Origin of the sequence: Xylanibacter muris (assembly GCF_013166605.1) — a bacterium.
Lineage (GTDB): Bacteria > Bacteroidota > Bacteroidia > Bacteroidales > Bacteroidaceae > Prevotella > Prevotella muris.
On the sequence record NZ_JABKKF010000007.1, the window covers coordinates 23,951 to 47,452 of the forward strand.

19 protein-coding genes and 1 pseudogene are annotated in these 23,502 nt (G+C 44.8%); 10 read left to right on the forward strand and 10 right to left on the reverse strand.

What is annotated here, in order from left to right:
* The first annotated feature begins 10 nt into the window (after window positions 1-10).
* From HPS56_RS08305 to HPS56_RS08330, 6 genes are all read left to right on the forward strand, one after another.
* Window positions 11-928: a ribonuclease Z gene (locus HPS56_RS08305; protein WP_172275689.1), complete on the forward strand. Its 918-nt coding sequence runs from the start codon at window positions 11-13 to the stop codon at window positions 926-928.
* Window positions 929-1,095: 167 nt separating this feature from the next.
* Window positions 1,096-2,190, forward strand: coding sequence for a UDP-N-acetyl glucosamine 2-epimerase (locus tag HPS56_RS08310; RefSeq protein ID WP_172275690.1), 1,095 nt, complete (start codon window positions 1,096-1,098; stop codon window positions 2,188-2,190).
* Window positions 2,191-2,233: 43 nt separating this feature from the next.
* Entirely contained in the window at window positions 2,234-3,400 is a 1,167-nt protein-coding gene (locus HPS56_RS08315; protein WP_253952425.1) for an ABC transporter substrate-binding protein, read from the forward strand.
* A gap of 17 nt (window positions 3,401-3,417) precedes the next feature.
* Complete coding sequence (locus HPS56_RS08320) at window positions 3,418-4,428, forward strand: iron chelate uptake ABC transporter family permease subunit (RefSeq protein WP_172275763.1); 1,011 nt, start codon at window positions 3,418-3,420, stop codon at window positions 4,426-4,428.
* Window positions 4,429-4,449: 21 nt separating this feature from the next.
* Window positions 4,450-5,139 carry a two-component system response regulator PhoB gene (gene phoB, locus HPS56_RS08325; RefSeq protein ID WP_172275691.1) on the forward strand — a complete coding sequence of 230 codons (690 nt, stop codon included), beginning with the start codon at window positions 4,450-4,452 and terminating at the stop codon, window positions 5,137-5,139.
* 5 nt (window positions 5,140-5,144) lie between these two features.
* The gene (locus tag HPS56_RS08330) at window positions 5,145-6,584 is read left to right on the forward strand and encodes a sensor histidine kinase (RefSeq protein ID WP_172275692.1); all 1,440 of its coding nucleotides are present in this window, start codon (window positions 5,145-5,147) and stop codon (window positions 6,582-6,584) included.
* 630 nt (window positions 6,585-7,214) lie between these two features.
* Here the strand turns inward: HPS56_RS08330 and HPS56_RS08335 are convergent.
* Both HPS56_RS08335 and HPS56_RS08340 read right to left on the reverse strand, forming a co-directional pair.
* Window positions 7,215-9,473 (reverse strand): inorganic phosphate transporter, encoded by a 2,259-nt coding sequence (locus tag HPS56_RS08335; protein ID WP_172275693.1) that lies wholly within the window; start codon window positions 9,471-9,473, stop codon window positions 7,215-7,217.
* 388 nt (window positions 9,474-9,861) lie between these two features.
* Window positions 9,862-10,452: an HdeD family acid-resistance protein gene (locus HPS56_RS08340; RefSeq protein WP_172275694.1), complete on the reverse strand. Its 591-nt coding sequence runs from the start codon at window positions 10,450-10,452 to the stop codon at window positions 9,862-9,864.
* A gap of 134 nt (window positions 10,453-10,586) precedes the next feature.
* Between HPS56_RS08340 and HPS56_RS08345 the strand changes: the two genes are divergently transcribed.
* Entirely contained in the window at window positions 10,587-11,093 is a 507-nt protein-coding gene (locus tag HPS56_RS08345; protein WP_172275695.1) for a histidine phosphatase family protein, read from the forward strand.
* A gap of 91 nt (window positions 11,094-11,184) precedes the next feature.
* Here the strand turns inward: HPS56_RS08345 and HPS56_RS08350 are convergent, their stop codons facing one another.
* From HPS56_RS08350 to HPS56_RS08360, 4 genes and pseudogenes are all read right to left on the reverse strand, one after another.
* A complete protein-coding gene (locus tag HPS56_RS08350) occupies window positions 11,185-12,285 on the reverse strand; it encodes a hypothetical protein (protein ID WP_216655780.1) in 1,101 nt (366 codons plus the stop codon).
* Window positions 12,286-12,497: 212 nt separating this feature from the next.
* Window positions 12,498-12,767, reverse strand: a complete 270-nt coding sequence (locus HPS56_RS13480) for a DUF4982 domain-containing protein (protein ID WP_349665785.1) — start codon at window positions 12,765-12,767, stop codon at window positions 12,498-12,500.
* A gap of 42 nt (window positions 12,768-12,809) precedes the next feature.
* Window positions 12,810-14,564: pseudogene (locus tag HPS56_RS13365) on the reverse strand (glycoside hydrolase family 2 protein); the annotation flags it as partial.
* Between the two features lie 11 nt (window positions 14,565-14,575).
* A complete protein-coding gene (locus HPS56_RS08360) occupies window positions 14,576-15,802 on the reverse strand; it encodes a glycoside hydrolase family 28 protein (protein WP_253952428.1) in 1,227 nt (408 codons plus the stop codon).
* Window positions 15,803-16,185: 383 nt separating this feature from the next.
* On the opposite strand from HPS56_RS08360, the gene HPS56_RS08365 reads away from it, so the two are divergent.
* Together HPS56_RS08365 and HPS56_RS08370 are read left to right on the forward strand one after the other, a co-directional pair.
* Window positions 16,186-17,775, forward strand: coding sequence for a capsule assembly Wzi family protein (locus tag HPS56_RS08365; RefSeq protein WP_172275764.1), 1,590 nt, complete (start codon window positions 16,186-16,188; stop codon window positions 17,773-17,775).
* Window positions 17,772-18,203 carry a lipocalin-like domain-containing protein gene (locus HPS56_RS08370; RefSeq protein WP_172275697.1) on the forward strand — a complete coding sequence of 144 codons (432 nt, stop codon included), beginning with the start codon at window positions 17,772-17,774 and terminating at the stop codon, window positions 18,201-18,203. The genes HPS56_RS08365 and HPS56_RS08370 overlap by 4 nt, the downstream gene beginning before the upstream one ends.
* A 54-nt stretch (window positions 18,204-18,257) precedes the next feature.
* On the opposite strand, the gene HPS56_RS08375 is transcribed toward HPS56_RS08370, so the two are convergent.
* Together HPS56_RS08375 and HPS56_RS08380 are read right to left on the reverse strand one after the other, a co-directional pair.
* Window positions 18,258-18,839: a sugar transferase gene (locus HPS56_RS08375; RefSeq protein ID WP_172275698.1), complete on the reverse strand. Its 582-nt coding sequence runs from the start codon at window positions 18,837-18,839 to the stop codon at window positions 18,258-18,260.
* Between the two features lie 14 nt (window positions 18,840-18,853).
* On the reverse strand, window positions 18,854-19,987 hold the full coding sequence (locus HPS56_RS08380; protein ID WP_172275699.1) for an MraY family glycosyltransferase: 1,134 nt from the start codon (window positions 19,985-19,987) through the stop codon (window positions 18,854-18,856).
* Window positions 19,988-20,281: 294 nt separating this feature from the next.
* Between HPS56_RS08380 and HPS56_RS08385 the strand changes: the two genes are divergently transcribed.
* Window positions 20,282-21,433 carry an OmpA family protein gene (locus HPS56_RS08385; RefSeq protein ID WP_172275700.1) on the forward strand — a complete coding sequence of 384 codons (1,152 nt, stop codon included), beginning with the start codon at window positions 20,282-20,284 and terminating at the stop codon, window positions 21,431-21,433.
* A gap of 163 nt (window positions 21,434-21,596) precedes the next feature.
* On the opposite strand, the gene HPS56_RS08390 is transcribed toward HPS56_RS08385, so the two are convergent.
* The gene (locus tag HPS56_RS08390) at window positions 21,597-22,391 is read right to left on the reverse strand and encodes a prephenate dehydrogenase/arogenate dehydrogenase family protein (protein WP_172275701.1); all 795 of its coding nucleotides are present in this window, start codon (window positions 22,389-22,391) and stop codon (window positions 21,597-21,599) included.
* Window positions 22,392-22,404: 13 nt separating this feature from the next.
* A complete protein-coding gene (locus HPS56_RS08395; protein WP_172275702.1) occupies window positions 22,405-23,469 on the reverse strand; it encodes a bifunctional 3-deoxy-7-phosphoheptulonate synthase/chorismate mutase type II in 1,065 nt (354 codons plus the stop codon).
* Between the last annotated feature and the right edge of the window lie 33 nt (window positions 23,470-23,502).

The window sequence follows — 23,502 nt, forward strand, 5'->3', positions numbered from 1 at the left end:
ACCTTATTTTATGCAGCCGTTCAGAATACATGTGCTTGGGTGTGGAAGCGCCCTTCCGACATTGCGCCATAATCCCACATCGCAGATTGTTGAGTTGCGTGGAAAGATGTTTATGATAGACTGTGGTGAGGGAACGCAGTTGCAGTTAAGACGTTCAAGGATAAGATTTACAAAACTTGGTCATGTGTTTCTTTCACATCTTCACGGTGACCATTGTTTCGGACTTATCGGTATGATCTCAACGTTCGGCATGCTTGGCCGCACCGCACCGCTTCATATATATGCGCATCATGATTTTGAGCCGGTGTTGCGTTCAATGATGGATTTCTTCTGTACAGGGTTGGAATATGAGGTCGTTTTCCATCCGACAGACTGTGGACGCGAGGAAATTATTTATGAAGACAGAAGCATGACAGTCACCGCCTTTCCGCTCGACCACAGGATTCCGTGTTGCGGATTCCTGTTCAGGGAAAAGCCGTCAAGGCGTCATATAAACAGAAATATGATAGATTTCTATAAGGTGCCATTGAGTCAGATAAACAACATACGCGAAGGAATGGATTGGGTGATGCCTGATGGAACCGTCATTCCTAATGAAAGGCTTACGCTGCCTCCTGATCCTGTCCGGTCGTATGCTTATTGCAGTGACACGAGGTATATGCCTGAGCTTCATAATATTGTGAATGGAGTGAGTATGCTGTATCATGAGAGTACATACGGTGATGATAATGAAGCCAACGCCTGCAAGTACTATCATTCCACTGCGGCACAGGCTGCGCGTGTTGCCTGCGAAGCCAAGGTAGGCAAGCTTCTTTTGGGACATTATTCGGCAAGATACGACAACGAGAATCTTCTGCTGAAAGAGGCGCGGGCTGTGTTTCCCGATACGCAGTTGGCCATGGAGAACAATATTTACGATATAGTATAGCCGGAGTACTTTATACGGCAACGGAAACAATCATGCAAAGCATTACCCTGTATTATTGTAATTTGAAGCAATACTTCCTATTCTTATTAATGGGTAATCGGTTTCTTGATTATATTAAAGCAGTAAAAAACATGTAAGGCTGATTTATGACATTGAATAGAATTTATATGAAAAACATTTGTATTGTTGTGGGTGCCCGTCCTAACTTCATGAAGGTGGCCCCGCTTGTACGCGCTATTATAAATGCAAGGGAAAAAGGAGAGCCGGTGGACTATAGACTTGTGTATACCGGCAAGGAAGACGACCCTACGCTTGAACCCACGCTTTATGATGATTTGGGCATAAAGCGTCCGGATGCTTTTCTTGGTGTTGACTGTGTGAGCCTTAATGAACTTACAGGTCAGGTGATGGGTGCTTTTGAACGTTATCTTGCCGCCAATCAGACCGATATAGTCATTGTTGTAGACGATCTTGCTTCTACTATGGCTGTATCCATAGTGACAAAGAAGGCCGGTGTCAGACTTGCGCATCTTGTTGCCGGCACGCGTTCATTCGATATAAACATGCCGAAAGAAATAAACCGCCTCGTCATAGACGGTCTCAGTGACATGCTGTTTACGGCAGGAGCCGGTTCGAGCAGTGTGGCCACACGCGCGGGGGCGGAGCTTTCACGTATATATATGGTAGGAAACATTCTTATGGACACGCTTCGCTACAACCATGGCAGGCTGTGTCGTCCGGCATTGTGGGATTCAATGGGACTCGAGAAAGGAAAATACATGCTGTTCACATTGAACCGCCGTGCGCTTATGGATAATGAGGATAATTTGAGAGCCATGCTTCGCAGCATGGCGGAAGCCTCTGCCGGCATGATGATTCTGGCTCCGCTGAGAGGGCGTGCGCGTGAGACGGTGGAGAGGCTTATGCCGGAAGATTTGTGTATACGCTTGATAGAACCGTTGAAATATCTTGAGTTCGGATACCTGGCGGCCAATGCTGTTGGAGTCGTAACGGATTCGGGCAACGTTGCTGAGGAAGCGACGTTCAACAATGTTCCGTGTATCACTCTTAACAGCTATACCGAGCATGTGGAGACTGTCAAGACCGGTACGAACGTACTTGTGGGCGAGAATGCCGCCATGCTTTTCGATGCTGTGAAAAAGATGCTTTCCGGAGAGTGGAAACACGGAACTCTTCCCGACCGATGGGACGGGCGTACCGCGGAACGTATTCTACATTGTCTGTTGGTTGAGGAGAAATAGTGTTGAAAGAGAAAAGATGAAAGTGTTTGGTTGACGACAGATTATGGCTTGTGTAAAGAAGATAAATGGAAGAGGTATGGCGGTTGCCGTGGTGTGCTGTATGGCAGCTTCGGTGCTGTCGTTGTTCTTTATGGAGTCGTGCGGGCGGTCCGGTGCTGCGTTTGCGCTCACGGATGGCGATACTGTCAGGATGAAGTATTCGCGGTTGTTGACCGTGATACGGCATGAGGCTTTCACCCAAGTGGATATTGCCGACCCTTGGCATAAAGGAAAGACACTGCATAAATATGTGCTTGTGCCTGAAGGTAGCCGGGTGGAGGATTTTCCAGAAGGAACGGTGATACGGATACCTTTGAGGCGTTGCGTCCCCTTTTCCACTGTGCATACAAGCCTTATAGCTGAACTCGGGCGCATAGGGGCTATAGCCGGAGTGGCAGACAGGAAATATATTAAGCTCGGGTCTTTACAGCAGTTGTGTAAGGAGGGAAAGGTGGCGGATGTCGGTGACGGCTATTCTCCGGATATAGAGCGGATTATAGATATAAGTCCCGATGCTATGCTTGTTTCTCCGTTTGAGAACAGTGGTGGTTATGGCAAGATAGACGAACTCGGAGTGCCTCTGATAGAATGTGCCGATTATATGGAGCCGACAGCACTCGGCCGTGCCGAGTGGATTCGGTTTTACGGTATGCTTTTCGGATGCGGTTCTAAGGCCGACTCCATATTCAATTCCGTTGACAGAAACTACAACAGGCTGAAAGATGCGGTTGCAAAGTCTGTTGCGAGACCATCCGCTGTTATAGATCGGCGTACGGGTTCTGTTTGGTATATGCCCGGAGGAAAGAGTACTCTTGGCTCGATGATAAGTGATGCCGGCATATCATACGCTTTTTCTGATGACAGCCGCTCCGGCAGCCTTGCCCTGCCTTTCGAGACGGTGCTTGACAAATGCGGTGATGCCGATGTATGGATATTCCGTTACAGTCTCGACCGCGACATAACCTATACGGATATACTTTCAGAATTTGAGGGTTATGGGCAATTGAAAGCCGTGCGCAACCGCAACTGTTACGGATGTAATCTTGAGCGGACTATGTTTTTTGAGGAGACACCGTTCCATCCCGACCATTTCCTCTCCGACCTTGTAATGATATTCCATCCGGAAATACGGTTAGCCGGAAATCTCAGATACTTTAAGCCTGTAAGATGAAGTATTCCTGTATTTTTATAAAACGTTCCATTCTTTTCATATTGTTGCTTTCGGTATTGCTTGCCGGATTGTTTCTTGCAAACCTTTTATACGGTTCGGCAGATATTCCCTTTGATGCCGTATGGGCGGTGCTTACGGGAGACGATACCGTCAGGGAGAGCTGGCGTTTCATTATAATGAATTCACGTTTGCCTCAGGCTCTGACAGCCTTGCTTGCCGGAGGCTCGCTTGCTGTCAGCGGAATGATGCTTCAGACGGCTTTCCGCAATCCTCTTGCCGATCCGTCGGTATTCGGTATAAGCAGCGGGGCGGCATTGGGGGCGGCCGTTGTCATATTGCTCATGGGAGGTGGACTTTCGGCCACAGTGTTCTCTTTTTCCGGGATGGCGGCGGTGCTTGTCGCTGCATTGGCTGGTGCTATGGGTATTACGGCCGTAATATTCTTCTTCTCACTTTTTGTCAGGAGCAATGTGATGCTTCTTATCATAGGCATAATGATAGGCTATTTGTCGTCATCGGTTATCTCGTTGCTTAATTTTTTTGCCACTCAGGACGGGGTGAAATCGTACGTTATATGGGGAATGGGGAATTTCGGTGATGTTTCGCTGGGCACTATGCCGGTGTTTGCCGCGTTGCTTCTTGCCGGACTAACAGCCTCGGTATTTCTGATAAAGCCTCTTGACGCCCTGTTGTTAGGTGACAGGTATGCGGAAAATCTTGGTTATAATATTCCGATGATACGTAATTCGCTGCTTGTGATAACAGGTGTTCTCACAGCTGTGGTTACGTCATTTTGCGGTCCTGTATCGTTCATAGGTCTCGCCGTGCCGCATATCGCACGCATGATTATGCACACCGACAGGCATATAGTGCTTATGCCTTTTACAATACTTACAGGTGCGGCCGTTGCCATGCTGTGCAATCTCGTCAGTGTGATGCCTAGCGGAAACGGTATCATACCGCTGAATGCCATTACACCTATAATAGGTGCGCCTGTAGTCATTTATGTAATACTGAGAAAACGTTAAAGAACGAAACACATACTGTCTATGGATGAATACAGGATATTGGTCGTTGAAGACGAAGAGACACTTTGCGAGGCCCTTCAGTTAAATCTCGAACTTGAGGGGTATGCGGTGGATGTGGCAAACAGTGCCGAAGAGGCTCTCGGCATGGATATAACAAGATATTCGCTGATATTGCTCGATGTGATGATGGGCGAAATGAACGGTTTCAAGATGGCGAGGATCTTGAAAGGGCGTCCGGAAACGGCAGGCATACCGGTAATCTTCTGTACGGCCAGAGACAGTGAGGATGATATGGTGGCTGGTTTCAATATAGGTGCCGATGACTATATCTCCAAGCCTTATTCCATAAGGAACGTGCTTGTGAGGGTGAAGGCTGTTCTGAAGCGCGTTTATTGTTCCGCAGACAAAGGAAATGACAAGAATTTAATGGCTTATGAAGGACTTTCTCTTGATTTGTCGTTGAAGCGTTGCACTGTTGACGGCAACGAGGTAAGGCTCACAAAGAAAGAGTTTGAATTGCTTTGTATGCTTTTGACAAATAGGGGAAGGATATTCTCGCGCAGTGAGATACTCTCGAAGGTGTGGCCGAGCGAGGTCGTTGTTGTCGACAGGGTTGTCGATGTGAATATCACCCGTTTGCGTTCAAAGGTAGGCCGTTACGGAAACCATATCGTGACGCGTGTGGGATACGGATATGGATTTAAAGGCTGAATTGTATGGTAAACGGTTTGAAACTTTCATACCATGCGCGTCTGTTCCTGATTCTTTTGGGACTGTCGTGGGTGTTGGTGTTGTGTTTTCTTGCATTTCAGTATGATCGTGAGAAACGGTTTAAGGTGGAGATGTTCAACGCGCAGCTTCAGCTTTATAACAATCATATTCTTGATGCAATCTCGGCCGGTGACACGATAACGGATATCCTGCAGAAATCTGTCAAGCCTATCGGCGGACTGCGTGTTACGGTTGTTGATATGGAGGGAAATGTAGTGTTTGACAATTCTCTCGACAAGTTGCCGACAGAAAATCATCTCAGCCGTTCAGAAGTGTCAGAGGCAGTAAGAAAAGGCAGCGGCTATACTATACGGCGTCACTCCCACAGTACCAATGACACATATTTCTATTCAGCTACGAAAGGCGATGTCGGCATAGTCCGGTCGGCGGTGCCATACTCTGTTTCGCTTCAGGATGTGTTGAAAGCCGACGGGTCGTTTCTGTGGTTCATGCTTGCCGTGACGTTAGGCATAAGCATTGTGGGATATTTTGCCACGCGCCGCATCGGCAGGACGATAAGCCGTCTTAACGGATTTGCCGAGCGGGCTGAGCGTGGCGAGAGGATCTATGACAACGAACCGTTTCCCCATGACGAACTTGGCAGTATTTCCCGACATATAATACGTCTGTATGCACGTCTGCAGCGCACAACGGCAGAGCTTGACCGTGAACACAGGATTGCAATGCATGAAGAGCAGGAGAAGATACGGATAAAGAAACAGCTTACCAACAATATCAATCATGAGTTGAAGACTCCTGTCGCGTCTATCAAGGTTTGTCTGGAGACACTTATAGACCATCCGGAACTAGAAGAGGCACGCAGAAAAGATTTTCTGAAACGTTGTCATGCCAATACGGAACGTCTCGGAAGGCTGCTTGATGATGTATCGGTGATAACGCGCATGGATGACGGAACACGGTTAATAGAGAAGACAATGCTTGACGTGAACGGGATTGTGGATGATATCTGCGATGACATAGCGGGCGGGCTTCATAATAAGAATATGACCGTGAGGATTATGTTGCCTCCTGGAATAATGGTCAAAGGCAATGCGATGTTGATAAGCTCCATATTCCGTAATCTGGCTGATAATGCGATTGCATATTCCGGTGGTACCGAGCTTGTTGTCTCGTTGGTGGGAGAGACATCTTTGCAGTATACCTTTTCTGTCTACGATGATGGCGTCGGTGTTCCTGAGGAGCATCTTCCACGTATTTTCGAACGTTTCTATCGTATAGACAAAGGGCGTTCACGACTTATGGGGGGCACAGGCCTCGGTCTTTCCATCGTGAAAAACGCCGTTATCATACATGGCGGCACGATTTCCGTTGAAAACAGAAAGGAAGGCGGACTTATGTTTGTTTTCTCGATAATGAAAGAATAGTGTTGCGCTCAGGTAACGCGTACTGTTAATTTATTAAAAAAACACGATTCTTTTGAAAATTTTGAAATATATTTACTCTTTTGGTGCATGTAGAATTCTCTTCCGATGAATAGCCTGTTCATGCTCAATGAATGGCATGTTCATCGGCCGTGAATGGCCTATTCATCAAGCATGAACAGGCCATTCATTTTTGGCATACTTTTTGTTTGTAGATAACGTCTTGTATCTCAATATGTTATAAGTTTCACAAAAGTCTAAAAAACGGGGTGAAATCGTTTCCTGAATTTTTATTACAAAAGAAAGCGTTTTGGCGTATTGTCTGTCAACACATCTGATCCGACTTACCGAAAACATTGGATTTCATTACAATCATCCAATATGCATGTACGTGCCTTCTGCGTATTATATGCATTGTCATTAACGTATGATTAAACATTGTACACATCGCAAAGCGATGTCCCTACTTGTGGCAGGGTCCTGCATCTCCATCAGATGCTTCCATATAGTCTTCCTTTCTCTCCACTTTTGGGGTCTGAGGGTCTTCTTCTTTTTAGTAAGCCGTTTGTTGCTTTCATCCTCCATGTATGGGACGTGCCTTTGGCACGTGTCAAGCGGAACAACACCGCTCAATCATATTTGGGCAACGGTGTTCTGGCGAAGCTTATAAGTGGCTCTCATGAGTTTGCGCAATGCCGACATCATTTCCTGTGTTTCCTGCAGCAGGTTGAGATATACGTACGTGACGGCAAGATTGCCTGCATCGCCTCCATGCAGTTGGCCGAAGATGCTCTGGCAGATGACGGATATGCGGTCTTTCACGTTGTCGCATCGTTTACGTATGGATGTTATTGTCTCGAGACTGCCGTGTTCTATGGCATCGCATGCATCGTCCATTATTGATACTGTTTCGGAATATACGGGTGTGAAGTCTTTGAGGAATGCTTTTGGAAGAGGCCTGAAATTGTTCTCGACATGTTCTTTGCATACCTCATTCATGCGTCGCAGGTTGTATGTCATCGACATGCACGAGTTGTTCATCAGATAAAACCATGCGCTTTTTTCTATTGCCGTCTCCTTATTGACAAGTCTGAGGCACAGTGTTTCCTTTCTACGCTCGTTTTTAAGCACAGCTTTTTCCTTTGTGAGGATCTTCTCCGATAGTTCCAATGGTTTTATGTCGTCATTAGTGAATCCGGAGGCGATGCTTTTATAATTGTCCAATGCCTGGGTAATGAATTTTTTTTTGTGTTCGGTCATGTATATTAGCAGGAGTTCCCATGCCTGAGTCTTGTCCTCTGTGGTTATGATGGTCTGGAAGAGTGTTCCGTCCTGTTCTTTCTCCGTCTTTTGCCTGAATTTTCTGTTGTTTCTTATCAACAGGACAATTGCGGCTATGGCGGCAAGTGTCATGGCAGGAAATCCTCCCCAGTACATCACCAGGACGATTATTCCGGCTCCTATGAATGCGGCTCCGGCGGTAATGAACCATCCTCCGATGACGGATATCACTCCTGTGATGCGGAAGACTGCGCTTTCGCGACCCCATGCACGGTCGGCAAGCGATGTTCCCATTGCCACCATAAAGGTTACAAATGTCGTTGATAGAGGCAGCTTGAGCGATGTTCCCACAGCTATAAGCATTCCTGCGAGAGTGAGGTTTATCGATCCGCGTACAAGGTCGAATGCAGCTCCGTCTTCTACTATGGTCTGCGATGTGTCAAAGCGTCTGTTTATCCATGTTCTTACCCTGACGGGCACGTATTGTTTTAGACGGCTGTGTGTAGAGATCACCATGCGCACGAGTTTCCTTGCCACACGTGACGAGCCGAACATCTCGTCGCCTCCGCCTTGGCTCCCGAGACCTATTTCTGTCTTCGATACGTTTTGTGTTTTCTTTGATGTGGCGAGTGCCGTCACCATTATCACTCCTGCTGCGAACAGGAAATATACCGGAGTGTCTGCCGGTCCGTTGAGTGAGTCCATCATGAATGTGTGCGGGTTGCCGGCGCCGTTGGCCGTATAGTCGGTGTATGACGACAGACCGCTTAAAGGCACTCCGATGAAGTTTACAAGGTCATTGCCGGCAAAGGCCATGGCGAGTGAGAATGTGCCCATCAGTACAATCAGCTTCAGCACGTTTATCTTGCAGATATGCAGAATCTGCATTATGGCGGTGGACAGGACCATGCTGCCGGTGAGAATCAAGACGGTATTGTCGTCTATCCATTCCTTGGCTCCGGCTGTCATAAAGGCCATGTCTTTCACTCCTTTCAGGAGCAGGAAGTATATCAGTGCCGTGGTAGCCAAACCTCCGAAGATTCCGATTTTCCATTTCATCTTGTTCTTGTAGTCGAACGAGAAGTACATTCGTGTGAGAAACTGAACGATGGTTCCGAAGAAGAAGGCAATGGCCACCGAGAGGAATATTCCTACAATGACGGAAAGTGCTTTCTCGGTGTTAAGCAGGTCGTTTACGGATAGTGTGCCGGTGTCTGCGATAATCTTCACCATTGCCACGGCAAAGGTCGCACCGAGAAGCTCAAACACCATTGATACGGTGGTAGAGGTAGGCATGCCGAGGGAGTTGAAGATATCGAGAAGTATTATGTCTGTCACCATCACAGCCATGAAGATGCACATAAGTTCGTAGAATGAAAAGTGTTCCGGCCTGAATATGCCATGGCGTGCGATGTCCATCATTCCGTTGCTCATTACGGCTCCTATGAACACTCCTGTGGCAGCGATGATTAAGATTCGTTTGAACGGTGCTGCCTTGGAGCCTATGGCAGAGTTGAGGAAGTTGACAGCATCGTTGCTTACTCCTACTGACAGGTCGAATATTGCCAGTAAGAACAGAAAGACGATGATTCCAAAGAATAGTATTTCCATAATATTACGTTGTTTTGTAAAACTTGGGACAAAGTTATTTATCTGTTGTTACAAAAATATTTCATAAGTGTTATTATTGTGTGAAATAACATACTAATGCGTGTTTTTACAGCGATACCTTCGAGATATGGCCAAAGACACGTCACTGCTTTTGGGGATAGATGTCTGGTTTTGTATTAGTGTATATTCACAGGTGCTTTGGCATATCTATATCGTGTTTGCTATCCTGTAGCTTGATCCCCACGGATTTTCTGCCGGGCCGACAATTCGGTTGAAACATAAGTCAATGACAACAGCAGGTGAGGAGCCTGACGGTAAGTTTTTCCGACTGATTCCCCACGCTTCGTTTTTTAGGGCTGATAGAAATATTTTTTAAGCCTGACGCTTTTTATTCAATAGGGTCTTGTCCTGAATCGAGCTTTTTGGTAATCCGGTTTATGTTTATGTAGTTTATGATTTCCGTTACCCCATATAGAAGGTTGCACCATCCAAGTATAATCATAGGCAGTGCGGCGCTTTCCATAGGTTTTATTACCACATACAGCCCTACGATAAGAAGCAGCGACGGACATACCCACAACATCCATGGCACACGGGCTATCCGTCTTGCACCCGAGAGGCTGAAAAACTGGCTTAGGGCACCGATGATGACAACGGCTCCCATTATATACATTAGTGCCTTGATGAATATTCCGGGGGTTAGCGCGAGCATGAGACCGAGTATCATGCATCCTATTCCGACAATGGGGAACATCGGTTTTCTGCTTATTATATTTCCTGTGGCATCGGTAATTGTATAATCGTTTGTATCGCGGCGCGAATTTAAATATGATATACACGATATCACACCCGACAGGAAAAACAGAATGCCTATTGCCATTGTTATCCAAACTACGGTATTGTCAGGATACTTGATGAGCAGGCAGCCTGTGATTATGGCGCATATTGCACGGAAAACGGAACTTTGAATAAACTTCATACGCTTTTGAATTTAATGGTTATGTTCGCAAATGTATGAAAAAGTAATCTGAAAACAAAATATTTTCATTACTTTTGTAAGTATTATAATGACTTTTATATAAAAATCATAAAAATAGGGAATACAGGGTTAATATGACAAAACTTTATTTGGCAAGACATGGCCAGACCGCGGATAATGCTGCCCGCATAATGCAGGGGCAGACTCACGGACGGCTGACGGATATGGGTAAGGCACAGGCTGTAGCCCTGTGCGGGAGCCTCTCGGGTGTGCATATAGACGCTTTTGTCGCAAGTGATTTGAAGCGTGCCGTGGATACTGCGGAGATTATCGCCTCTCGGCGTAATATGTCCGTTGAGACAACACCGTTGTTGCGTGAGCGTGACTGGGGAAGTTTCACGGGGCGTTTCATTCCGTCGCTTGCGGGAGAAGAGTGGCCGGATGACATAGAGACGGCAGATGCCTTGAGGGAAAGGGCGGGGAGTTTTCTTGAGTATATAAGAGAGCGGTATCCTGGCATGACGGTTCTTGCCGTTGGACACGGGATAATAAACAAGGCCGTACAGGCCGTATATTACAATAAAGACATGAAGGATATAGAAAGGATGGATAATGCGGAGGTGAGGGTGTTGATGATTTAGGTAAAAAAAGGATGTGGCAGAACGGGTCTGCCACATCCCAACGGAAATATTAAAGTACTCAACTATAAAGAATGTCTGCATAAATCAGTTTTCATGTCTTCTGTGCCCTGAATGAAGAGGTGTTGTTTCTTGAACCTCCGAATCCGCGGCTGTTTTTTCCGGGCGAGCCGAACGACCTGTTGCCGCTGTTGCCCTTTGGAGCACTGAATGAACTGCCGTTACCTCTGTTTGATGGGCTTCCGAATGATTTGTTGCCTCTGCTTTGGGTAGAAGGCTTTCTTTCCATATTGTTTCTTGAGCCTCCGAATCCTCTGTTTGACGGCTGTGATGTGCTCTTGTTCACAGAAGGTTGCCTGTCATTGCGGATACTGTTCGGTTCGAAATGCTTTCTTGAAATGCTTTCAGACCTTTTGTCTACAGTCCTTACATCCTCTTTTTTCTGCATCACGTCATTGCCCGAATTTATTCTTTCAAGTTTGAAACCGTTGTTTTCCGTTCTTTTCGGACGTATTGTGCCGCTTCCGCCTTTATGTTCTGTGCCTTTGTCATTACGGTTGTTGCCGAAATGTCCGTTCTTTCTGTTGCCACCGAATCCTCCGTTGTTTCCCGGAGTGTTTCCGTTTTTATTGTTTACAGTCACGTGTGTTGAACTGTTATGGCTGCCTTTGAAATCTCCACGGTTCCATTTGTCTCTCATACCGAAGTGACCGTTTTTCTTAGGGCGCAGCTGGTGGCGTTTGCCGTAATAATATCCCTTTCCTCCATGGTGTCTCCAGCTGTGGCCGCCTCTGTACGATACGTATACCGTGGGACGTCCGAAGTAGAAATAGTTTCTGTGAGGATAACGTGCATAAATGCCGAAATGCCAAAATCCGGCGCTCCAGTACAGAGGGCGGTAGAAGTATGTTGCGGCCTGAAACGCTTTCCATTGCCAGTCAAGCAATATATAGCTTATGTCGAGATTTCTGCGTGTCCAGTATGTACCGTATACGTTGTCGCGGCCCGTAACGCCCATCAGATAGTCAAGATTTATCTCGTATGCCGCGTCATACTGTGCATCTGAAAGATTGAGCTCGTATGCCATCTTGTCTGTGAGAAACAGAGCCTCGTTGCGTGCCTGCTCATAACTCATCGCGTTTGCTGATACTGCTATCGTCAGTATTGCCGCTATTGTCAATATAATCCGTTTCATGGTCGTGTTTCTATTAATTGTTATACTTCATGTTTCTTATTCTGTTGCAAAGATAACAGGAAAGAATTTTTCATGCAAAGGATTTTCCCTAAGTTGTTTGGGGAAAATCCCTATAGGTGAGTGTATGTGATATGACAAGGACGGACACACGGTGATATGCCAGGTGTGTCCGTCCTTGAAAGCGGCTTTAGTATAGTGTTATGACGTTTTTTTTATTTTAAAACCCATAAGGTTTCCTCCTGTAGACCTCCGTTGGCTGTTACCCTTATACTGTTGGAGCCTTTTCTCAGAGTGATATTCCATGTTACCCTATGCATACTGTCGGCCTTTTGAGTGGAGATTTTCTTTCCGTTGACAAAAAGTGTGGCTTCTTTGCAGGTGGTGTATGCCTTTACTTCCGTTTCAGGATGTATTCTTTCTTTAAAGCGTTTGGAACATAAGTGCAACATTGGCGTCTTTTTTCCTTTACCTGCTTCCGGCATGCAACTCCAGTTTGCCTTATAGAAATAATAGGCGTCTTTTTTTGTTTCACGATTGTAGGTCACCAGTCCCTTGTCGTTTTGTCCGGGAGTGTCACCTTCGTTTTTGATGCACGACATCATGTCTGAGAACTGCCATATTGTTTTAATCCACAGCCATGGGCGTATTGCCAATGCCTTCCAATAGTTCTCATGACAAATCGCCTGATATTCTTCCGGATGATAATTTGACGGGAACTTGTCTTTTTTATACATTGTCGGTTCTCCGTGCTGCCACGGACTTCCGCCGCTTCCGTATTCAGACACTCCTACCGGATATCCGTTTGCATCAGCTTTTGCCTTGTCGAAAAATTCCGCACTGTTTGTTTCCGCAGATTTCCAAGAGAAGTATTTGTTCCATGCCATGAGGTCCGATATACCGAAAAATTCTCTATGGTCTACACATGTCGCAAAGCATGTGAGGCGTGACGGATCTGTCTGGTGAGCTGTCGCATTCAATTCTTTGAGTAACGGGCGAGGGTCATCGTATTGCCTGAACCTCTTTCCATCGTTGATAAGAAGTTCGTTGAACAGTCCCCAGAACATCACCGACGGATGGTTCATTTTCTAATATATCATTTCTTTCAGTGTCTGTATGGCATTGTCTCTCACATCGTTTACGAATCCTGTGAAGAGATATCCTCCCGGGCCGCATAAAGGAATCTCCGTCCATAAGATGACACCGGCGGAGTCGCTAAGGTTGTATATCGGTTCACCGTGAGGGTAGTGGGCAAGGCGCACGACTGTGGCGTATGATTCTTTGATTAGTTCAATGTCTCGGAGATATTCTTTCATGGTCAGTGCCGAACCTGTGCCGTAGAAGTCATCGTGACGGTTGAAACCGTGTAGGTCGTAAGGCTTTCCGTTAAGGAAAAATCCCTTGTCTGCACTGATAGAAAAATACCTTATTCCGAGCGGCTGTTCAATCATGTCTATTACTTTGCCGTTTTTTAAAAGCTCAACTCTCACCTTATATAAATAAGGGTCGTGGAGTCCGTTCCATAGATGTGGTTTGGGAATGTTTATTTTTGATATGCAGAATGAATGCTTTTTGCTTTCTGTTGTTTTCAGGTTCTCCGTATGGATTCCTTTCTGGTTGTTGTCGCGGTCATATACGGTAGAACGGACAGAATAACTGCCGGATACCTCATTTATAGAAAGAATCGTTTTTATGTCTAATGTCGCGTTGCGCTCATTCACATCGCTTTGGGTGATAAGAATGCCTGGTGAGGCATGGAAGTCGGGAGCTATGCAATCCTGTGAAGTGATGATGAGCCGTACTGGTCTGTGGATTCCGCCTTGCACATTGAAGTCACCGCTTATCGGCAACACATCGGTACGGAACGCATTGCCGGCCCATACTTCCAGTTGGTTGCTTCCGACATGCACCAAATCGGTAATTTCTATGCAGAAAGCGGTATATCCTCCTTTGTGGGAACCTGCTGAAGTATAGTTGACGAAAACATTGGCAACAGAGTTCACGCCTTCGAAATACAAAAACAGACGTTTGCCTTCTTTCATCTTGTCTGTGACGCTAAGCTCGCGCTGATATACCATTGTCTCACGGTTGTAGTTTGTCCCGTTGGTATACTTATTGTTCCACGTATGAGGCAATGTCACTGCTTCTGATTTTGCATTACGTTGTGATGCGGATATCGGTTTTATTGTCCATCCGTCGTTCAACGTAATATATTCTCTATAATGCGCCTTGCATATAAGGCTATAGCCTATAGCTATTAATATGGTGATAAATGTTCTCATTATTATTTATACTATTCATTGAAACTTATCTCAAACTTACCTGTGTCGTGCATGCTTATTGTCTTACAGTTAGATTTTATACCTTTTATAATCAGGTTTTCTATAGGGCTTTCCGGAAGTCCTTTTGCCTTTAAGAGTGTTTTACAGCTGTTGATCTCAAAATCGTTTATGAATATGTTTCGGAAACAAGGAGTCAGTTTATTTACTTCTCTTTCGGGCATACGTCTTCCAAGCTCACCGACAAATCTTTCTGACCCTAACATGTCTATGTTTATGGCAGCAGATCTTGACTTATTGACTGTTATGTTTTTTATCCATATATTCTCACCTCCTCCTCCACGCGGACGTCTTGTCTTTATGTATATGGCATGCACCGGGTTATCCATTATTATGTTTTCTGCATATATGTTGCGTACCATACCGGCTGTTTCGCTACCTATGGTTATTCCACCTGTTCCGCGTTTTATATGACAGTTTCTTATTACTACGTTTTCTGTTGGGATTCCTAAATCTACGGCTTCCTCGCCACGTCCTGATTTAAGCGTGAAACAGTCGTCGCCACAGTCGAGCGTGGAATTCTCTATCAGTACATCTTGGCTCGAGTCTATGTCTATGCCGTCTGTACGTCCATGCCCGTGGCTGCTTACTGTTATGTTTCTTATTATTATATTTTTGCTGTATACAGGAACAATGTTCCAGAATATGGAACGTTTCAAAGTAACGCCTTCTATGAGAATATTGCTGCATTTCACCGGACCTATGAATGTTGGCATGAATACCCGGCCGTTAGAACCGTCGGATAACTTATCTGTTTTCAGTTTTTGTTCCATATCCAGCGTAACGCCACCGTTCTGTTTTTTGCTTATCTCACAGTCGTAGTCTGGTGCAAGCAACGTTCCGTTTCCTGTTACTGCAATGTTTTCTTCGTTGTATGCATATATCATTGCACCGAGTGACATAATGTCCGCACCCTCATTTCGTGTTGCCACTACAGGCAGATAGTCTTTTATGTGGCCGGAAAATTCCAGCACAGCCCCTTCCTCTATGCAAAGATTTGTGTTGCTTTTTAATATGAGGCGTCCCGTGAGCCAATGCCCTTTGGGAACCGTTATTGTCCCTCCGCCTTGTCTGGCTATTCTGTCTATTGCTTTTTGTATTGCATCGGTTGATATTTTTCCTTCTACTGCTCCTGTCTTTTTAATGTTTATCTGGCGTGATGGAAATACAGGTGCTTGCATATTTGTTATTATGTCAACGAATGCAGGGTTTTGTGCACTTGTCTGTAGTGTAAATAGTAGTGTAAGTATCAAGAGAATCCTTTTCATTAGTTTTTTTTTATTATTTTTAATGCAAAGTTATATAATAGGATATGGTTGTATATGTTATAATCGTTCATTTTATGTTATTATTGTACATATCGTAATTAAAAATGTTTCTTTGTGTTCTTTATGTGTTATATATTGTACTTGTTATAATGGCAAAGTGTTTTTTATGCTTTCAGTCAACATCAAGATGATTTGTATGATTATCATGCTATAAAAATGACCTATAGATGATATGATTTAAAATGTTTTGACTATTTTTGCAGTGAAAAAGTTTTGTATGAAAATAAGAATTGATGATGGCAAATAGAATATTGTTGCATGTCGTGGTGGTTTCTGTATTGTCTGCATCGTCGGCAAATGCAGATGAAAAGGATAACAGGCAGTCAGAACAGTTGCATTATAAGGTGGAAATGCAGGGTTCGGGCACGTTTGGTGACAATACGCCTTTGTGGTTGAATGCAAACAAATACGGATTGAGTTCTCTTGATACGGAGAACGGCTATATTAGAGCCTCGTTGGAGAAACCCGTGTCGGCCGAAACCGATAAACGTTTTGATTTTGGCGGTACGGTGGATGTCGTTGCTGCATGGAATTATACAAGCAGGATGATAGTGCAGCAGGCGTTTCTTGAAGGACGCTGGCTGAAAGGAGTGCTCACCGTGGGAAGCAAGCATTATCCGATGGAAATGAAAAACCAGGAGTTGAGTTCCGGTTCACAGACGCTTGGTATCAATGCGCGTCCTGTTCCTCAGGTACGTATGTCTTTGCCGGAATATTGGGCGTTGCCGTTTACAAACGGATGGGTAAGTTTGAAGGGGCATGTCGCTTTCGGAAAGACTACAGATGACAACTGGCAGAAGGATTTCACCGGCAAACGTACAAAGTATACTCAGGGAGCGTATTATCATAGCAAGGCGGGATATATAAAGATAGGCAATGAATACAGGTTTCTGCCGGTGTCGCTTGAGCTCGGGCTTGAAATGGCAGCACAGTTTGGCGGCAAATCATATAATGTTGGTGCCGATGGCGAGAATTATGATGTTGTTGACAACGGCGGTGGTTTCAAGTCTTTTTGGAATGCTCTTATCCCGGGTGGATTTGAGTCAGTTGAAGGAAAGTATCAGAATATTGCGGGAAACCAGCTGGGCAGTTGGCTCATAAGATTGAATTTCGATTACGAATCGTGGTATCTCGGACTTTATGCCGACCATTTCTTTGAAGACCAGTCATCGATGTTCTTCCTTGATTATGACGGTTATGGCCAGGGCATGGAATGGAATGAGAAAAAACGCAGCCGTTATCTTATGTATTCGATGAAAGACATGATGCTCGGTGCGGAACTGAAACTGAAGAATGCGGCATGGATAAACAATATCGTGTTTGAGTATATATATACAAAGTATCAGAGCGGTCCTATATATCATGACCATACGGAAAACATTTCCGACCATATAGGCGGCAACGACAATTATTATAATCATTATGTGTTTACAGGCTTCCAGCATTGGGGGCAGGTGATGGGGAATCCTCTTTATCTCTCACCTTTATATAATGATGACGGCATGATAATGGTGAAGGACAACCGTTTTTGGGCTTTCCATCTTGGATTTGGCGGTGCTCCTTCTTATTATCTGAAGTATAGGGTTCTCGGTACATACCGCAAGGGTTTCGGCACTTATTCTTTGCCTTACGACAATCCTGAAGGCTCTTTCAATATGCTTGCTGAGGCTGTTTATGCCTTTCCGGAGTATACGGCTCTGGACGGATGGAGCATCAAGGGTGCTTTCGGTGTGGATTTGGGCAATGTTTATGGCGACAACTACGGACTACAGCTGACAGTGGCAAAGGAGGGAATATTCAATATAAAGAAGAACAGAAAGAAATGAAACGCTTATTTTATTCGTTGATGGCGGCTGTCCTGCTTGTATCGTGTGAGATACAGACATCGTCAAACGGCAATCTGGACGGCTTTTGGCAGTTGCGTTCTTTGGACACTCTTGCTACGGGCTGTTCTACTGACATGCGTGGCTCAGGTATTTATTGGGCAGTACAGAAAAGACTGTTGGAAGTTCAGGATAAGAAAGGTATGAATGCCTGTGTCTTTTTCCGGTTCAGTCATACGGGTGATTCTCTGCTGCTATATGAGCCGTATATTGACGACAGAATGTCGTCGGATACAAAGGTCGAGGATGTGGAACTGCTTCGCCCGTTTGGAGTCAACAGCCTTGATGAGGGTTTCCATGTAGAAATGTTGGACGGCGGCAGTATGGTACTGCGTTCTGATAAAGTAAGGCTTTGGTTCAGAAAATACTGATTACGCTACACGGTGGCGGGAAATACAAATTGTTCTTTCTTCCCGCCGTGTGGTTTATATTTTCTTTCCTAACATAACGCCAAGGATAGTATACGTTATTATCTTGGCATCTAAGAAAAGTGTGCGGTGGTGAAGATAGTCAAGATCCATGTCAAGCCGTTTTATCATTTTTTCCATCGTGCTTGTATATCCGTTGTACAATGTGGCCATTGATGTAATACCGGGGCGTATGGCATACAACTCCGCGTAGTCGGGACGGTGTTCCATGATTTTGTTTATGAAATATTGGCGTTCCGGGCGATGACCGACGAATGACATGTCGCCGATAAGTACGTTCCATAGCTGTGGAAGTTCGTCAAGGTGATGTTCACGAAGAAACTTTCCTGTTTTTGTAAGTCTGCCGTCATTTATTTCTGCCAGTTGGGGGATTCCGTCAAGTTCGTTGTTGACAATCATTGTTCGGAATTTGAAAATATAGAAAGGGCGTCCTCCGAGCCCGACTCTTTCCTGTTTGAAGATGGCCGGTCCTTTGGTCGTGAGTTTCAGGCATATATATATGATAATGAGAAAGGGCGACAAAACGACAAGTCCTGTCACGGAAAATATAATGTCCAGTATTCTTTTTATTCTATCCATTGAGTGTTTGTCCTTTACTGTTCTGTCATCGTTTCAGCCTCGATAAGAAATTCTTTTTTGCCGTTCTTTCTTATGAAGTGGTTTATAACAGTCTGGAACAGCATCCAGACTATTATATCTGTTATGACAATATAGTTGAAGTTTATAAACTTTGAGAGGCAAATATTAAGCATGATGAATATGATCTCCATACCGAGAATACTTCTCAAGGCTCCGTGTTGTGTAAGTCCCGCACGCATCATCTTGTGGTGTATGTGGTTCTTGTCGGCATCGAATATAGGCTTTCTGTGCCTGCTTCTGACAATTATTACCCGGCATACGTCAAACACCGGTACTATGAGTAATGTACATGCCATTATCAGCCTGTCGTTTTTGACCGGCATGACGACAGTGTTCATCATGGAATACTTGATGAGCATTACTCCAAGAATGAACCCGATGGTGAGGCTTCCTGAGTCGCCCATGAATATTTTTGTTCCCTTATCGGATTTTCCGAATATATTAAAATACATGAAAGCAAGGATCACTCCCATCAGTCCGGCTATGAGTACACAATAGACGAACATTCCCTCAAGGGCAAAGAAAACGAGAAATCCTCCGAGAGAAATAAATGACAATCCGGCCGACAGTCCGTCTATACCGTCGATGAGGTTCATGGCATTTACAATGAATACTATTACAAATACGGTCAGCGGTGCCCCGATCCAATATGGTATGGTATATATTCCTAACAGCCCGTAAAGATTGTTTATGTAAAGGTTTGCGGCCGGAAGTATGGATGCGGATATTATCTGTACAATGAATTTTGTCTTTGCTCCAAGTCCCACAAGGTCGTCTATCAGTCCTACGCTGTAAATCATCAGAAGACTGATAATGAAATATGCGGCCCATAGATTAAGCTGAATCTTGTTTCCCACGGATGATGTGGCATTGAATACTATAAGGGCCAGTATTGCCGCAAACAGCATGTTGGGTGCAAAGCATATTCCTCCTAATCGTGGTATGCCGCGTTTATGTACTTTTCTGGCATTTGGCAAATCATACAGATTGTTAGCCCTACAAAATCGGATAATCAGCGGTATGAGGATAAAGCCGCAGGCCATGCTGACAACAAATGATACCAATATATATAATAGATATAGAGTCATTTCTGTATGTTTGTTTTCTCGTATTTTTATTATATAACTGAATCATCCGTTAAATATTGCATCAATGCGGATAAAAGTAATGAAGAGATTGGAATCCACATCGGTTTTATGGTGATGAATGCGTGTGTCTTGTGCGTCTGATTGTGATAAAAATAAAACATATTGTTTTGAAATTGTGGAATAAATCCCCAATTTGTATATTAATCGCAATTGTTCTTGTCAGATTGTTGCCTTTTGGCTTACTTTGCACATGTATTCAGAAAACAAGTTTCTAATTTTAAATTATCAACAGTTATGAAAAAATTATTTATGATGCTCGCTGTCGCAGCTTTGTCGGCGGAAACAGCAAATGCCCAGAGTATTAAGGAGAGCAAATTAACAGACAATTGGTATGTAGGTGTGAATGGTGGTGCAAATGTAAAGACTACACATACATCATTGTTTAGGAACATTAATCCATCGGCAGGTCTTCGTATAGGCCGGAACATTACTCCCGTTTTCGGATTCGCTTTTGAGGGTGAGGTTTACTTTGACAATAAAGGAAGCAATATGCGTCCGCTCGGAACTTTTGTGAAAGGACTTAACACATCTGTGTTGGGAACGACAAATTTCACAAACCTGTTTGGCGGTTATAACGGTCAGCCGAGAGTTTTTGAGCTGATTGGTGTTTACGGTCTTGGTTGGGGACATGTGTTCAGCAATAGCGGTGCAAATGTCGACACCCGTAATATAGCGACATCAAAGCTTGGTCTTGACTTTGCATTCAATCTTGGAGCCAAGCGTGCATGGCAGTTGTATGTGGAGCCTAATATCACCTACGGTCTTGGTCCTCACGGAGATGAAATCAAGATGAATTCAAATAATTCCGCGCTTGGTGTGCTCGTTGGTGTCAACTATAAGTTCGGCAACAGCAACGGTACTCATAATTTCCAGAATGCCGTCGAGAGAGACCAATATGAGATTGACGCATTGAACGACAGGATCAATGAACTTCGTGTTCTTAACACAGAGAAAGACAACGCGCTCAGTGGAAACGCAGAAGAGATTGCACGTCTTGAAAAGCAGCTTGCAGAAGCAAAGAAGTACAAGCCGGCACCTGTAATAGTTAATAAGGAACATAACATCCTCCAGCCTACCGTTATCTTCAGACAGGGAAAGAGTGTTATTGATGCGGCACAGTATGCAAGTATATCAATGATTGCCCAGTATATGAAGAAACATAAGGACCACAAGATTTTAGTAAAGGGTTATGCTTCTCCGGAAGGCAGTTACGAGATAAACGAGAAACTTTCCAAGGCACGTGCGGAAGCTGTTAAGAAAGCTCTTGTCACACGTTACAAGATTTCTTCAGACCGTATCACTGCAGAAGGAATGGGAGCTACAGACAAACTGTTCGAGGAGGTTGACTTCAACCGTGTAGTGACATTCATAGATATAACTAAATAAAGTAAGCCGCGTTTAGTCGCATTTTGATAAACGGACTGTGCGTCATCCTTGTAGGGAAGGGCACAGTCCGTTTTTTTATTTCTGTTTATAGAATCAGGAATAATGATATGATTTTATAAGATAAGTCAAAAACCGGTATATCCGTTAAAAGTAGCGGGCGTGTTTATTTTAATCCGTCGATATCTCTTTTTACATTGTTTCTTATCTTATCAAGATAACCTTTCATTCTTTTGGAGTCTTTGCTGTCTATAATGTCGAGCAATTCTTTCAGTTCGGTACGTATTTGCGCCACTTGTCCGTTTGTGTATGGATTGAACAGTATTTCCTGCAGCAGATATTCATCCTCGCTCAATACCCCCTTTGCAATTCTAAGATGACGTTTGAATGTGGTGCCCGGAGCGTCCTGATGCTTCATTACTGCGGCAAATACGAATGTACTGACAAAAGGAATGCTAAGAGAGTAGGCCACTGTGCGGTCGTGCTCATCGAAAGAATACTCATAAATGTTCAGGTCCAGCCGGCTGTAAAGGTCCTTGAAGAATATGCGTCCCATATAGTTGCCCTTGTTTATTATTATGGCGTTCTCCTCGCTGAGTTGGTTCAGGTTTGCAAAGGTCGGTCCGAACATGGGGTGTGTGCTTACGTATGGGTGGCCGCTTTGCTCATAGAACTCCTTAAGTCCGGTTTTTACGGATGCGATGTCGCTTATGATACATTCATCGGGTATATATGGCAATATTTCCTTGAATGCGGATATTGTATATTTCACCGTTACGGCATTGATTACCAGTTCCGGTTTGAAGGCCTTGATGTCGTCAACCGATGCAAATCTTTGGCAGTTGTATGTGAACCGCATGCGTTTCGGGTCTTTTTCGTATACGGCCGTTTCATGGTCGAAACTTAGCAAGTCGAGGAAGAAACTTCCCATCTTGCCTGCTCCCATAACTAATATTCTCATGTAAGGAATGCGTTTATTTGTTTATAATCTCCATTTGTTGTCTTACAGACTCTTCGTGAATGCCTTCAAATACTTTCACAATAAAGTCGGCGTCCATTCCGCATAATACGCCTTGCGCTCCGCGCTTTTCCATAATCTCTTTGTAGCGTGCTGTCTGCAGTACAGTCAGGTTGTGCTCTTTTTTATACTGTCCTATCTCGCGGCATACACGCATACGCTTTGCCAATATCTCCATTATCTGGTTGTCAAGCTCGTCGATCTGCCGCCGCAAGAGAGTTATCCCTTCAGTTGTGTGGGTTTCGCTTCTTACGACAATAAGTGAAAGGATATAGTCGAGCACATCCGGTGTCACCTGTTGTTTGGCATCGCTCCATGCCTTGTCCGGGTCGTTGTGGCTTTCCACTATCAGACCGTCGAATCCGAGATCCATAGCCTGTTGGCATAAAGGGGCGATAAGTTCGCGTCTTCCGCCTATATGGCTTGGATCGCATATTATCGGCAGGTCCGGGATTCTTCTGTGAAGTTCGATAGGTATCTGCCACATAGGCAGGTTGCGGTAAATCTTCTTGTCATAGCTTGAGAATCCGCGGTGTATGGCACCAAGTTTCTTTACTCCGGCCTGGTTTATCCTTTCCATGGCTCCTATCCACAGCTCGAGGTCCGGATTCACAGGGTTTTTGACAAGCACAGGAATGTCAATGCCTTTCATAGCATCGGCCAGTGCCTGCATGGCGAACGGGTTGGCGGTGGTACGTGCTCCGACCCAGAGAATGTCCATTCCGTATTTCATTGCCAGTTCCACATGCTCAGGAGTGGCCACCTCGGTGGATATGAGCATGCCTGTTTCCTCCTTCACTTTTTTCATCCATGGCAGTGCGGTCTCGCCGTTGCCTTCGAATCCTCCCGGCTTTGTACGTGGTTTCCATACACCCGCACGAAATATATGGCATCCTTTTTGAGCCAGTTGTCTGGCTGTTTCCATCACCTGCTTTTCCGATTCGGCAGAACATGGGCCTGCTATTACAAACGGCCGTTTGTTGTCACTTGGCAATATAAGCGGTTCTAATATCAATTCCATAATATACTGTTTTTTATTGTTTCTGAAGTGTTA

Coding starts and splice junctions, on each gene's coding strand:
- HPS56_RS08305 (WP_172275689.1), top strand. CDS start 11: ATGCAGCCGTTCAGAATACATGTGCTTGGGTGTGGAAGCGCCCTTCCG.
- HPS56_RS08310 (WP_172275690.1), top strand. CDS start 1,096: ATGAAAAACATTTGTATTGTTGTGGGTGCCCGTCCTAACTTCATGAAG.
- HPS56_RS08315 (WP_253952425.1), top strand. CDS start 2,234: ATGGCTTGTGTAAAGAAGATAAATGGAAGAGGTATGGCGGTTGCCGTG.
- phoB (WP_172275691.1), top strand. CDS start 4,450: ATGGATGAATACAGGATATTGGTCGTTGAAGACGAAGAGACACTTTGC.
- HPS56_RS08330 (WP_172275692.1), top strand. CDS start 5,145: ATGGTAAACGGTTTGAAACTTTCATACCATGCGCGTCTGTTCCTGATT.
- HPS56_RS08335 (WP_172275693.1), bottom strand. CDS start 9,473: ATGGAAATACTATTCTTTGGAATCATCGTCTTTCTGTTCTTACTGGCA.
- HPS56_RS08340 (WP_172275694.1), bottom strand. CDS start 10,452: ATGAAGTTTATTCAAAGTTCCGTTTTCCGTGCAATATGCGCCATAATC.
- HPS56_RS08345 (WP_172275695.1), top strand. CDS start 10,587: ATGACAAAACTTTATTTGGCAAGACATGGCCAGACCGCGGATAATGCT.
- HPS56_RS08350 (WP_216655780.1), bottom strand. CDS start 12,285: ATGAAACGGATTATATTGACAATAGCGGCAATACTGACGATAGCAGTA.
- HPS56_RS13480 (WP_349665785.1), bottom strand. CDS start 12,767: ATGCCGGAAGCAGGTAAAGGAAAAAAGACGCCAATGTTGCACTTATGT.
- HPS56_RS08360 (WP_253952428.1), bottom strand. CDS start 15,802: ATGCAAGCACCTGTATTTCCATCACGCCAGATAAACATTAAAAAGACA.
- HPS56_RS08365 (WP_172275764.1), top strand. CDS start 16,186: ATGGCAAATAGAATATTGTTGCATGTCGTGGTGGTTTCTGTATTGTCT.
- HPS56_RS08370 (WP_172275697.1), top strand. CDS start 17,772: ATGAAACGCTTATTTTATTCGTTGATGGCGGCTGTCCTGCTTGTATCG.
- HPS56_RS08375 (WP_172275698.1), bottom strand. CDS start 18,839: ATGGATAGAATAAAAAGAATACTGGACATTATATTTTCCGTGACAGGA.
- HPS56_RS08380 (WP_172275699.1), bottom strand. CDS start 19,987: ATGACTCTATATCTATTATATATATTGGTATCATTTGTTGTCAGCATG.
- HPS56_RS08385 (WP_172275700.1), top strand. CDS start 20,282: ATGAAAAAATTATTTATGATGCTCGCTGTCGCAGCTTTGTCGGCGGAA.
- HPS56_RS08390 (WP_172275701.1), bottom strand. CDS start 22,391: ATGAGAATATTAGTTATGGGAGCAGGCAAGATGGGAAGTTTCTTCCTC.
- HPS56_RS08395 (WP_172275702.1), bottom strand. CDS start 23,469: ATGGAATTGATATTAGAACCGCTTATATTGCCAAGTGACAACAAACGG.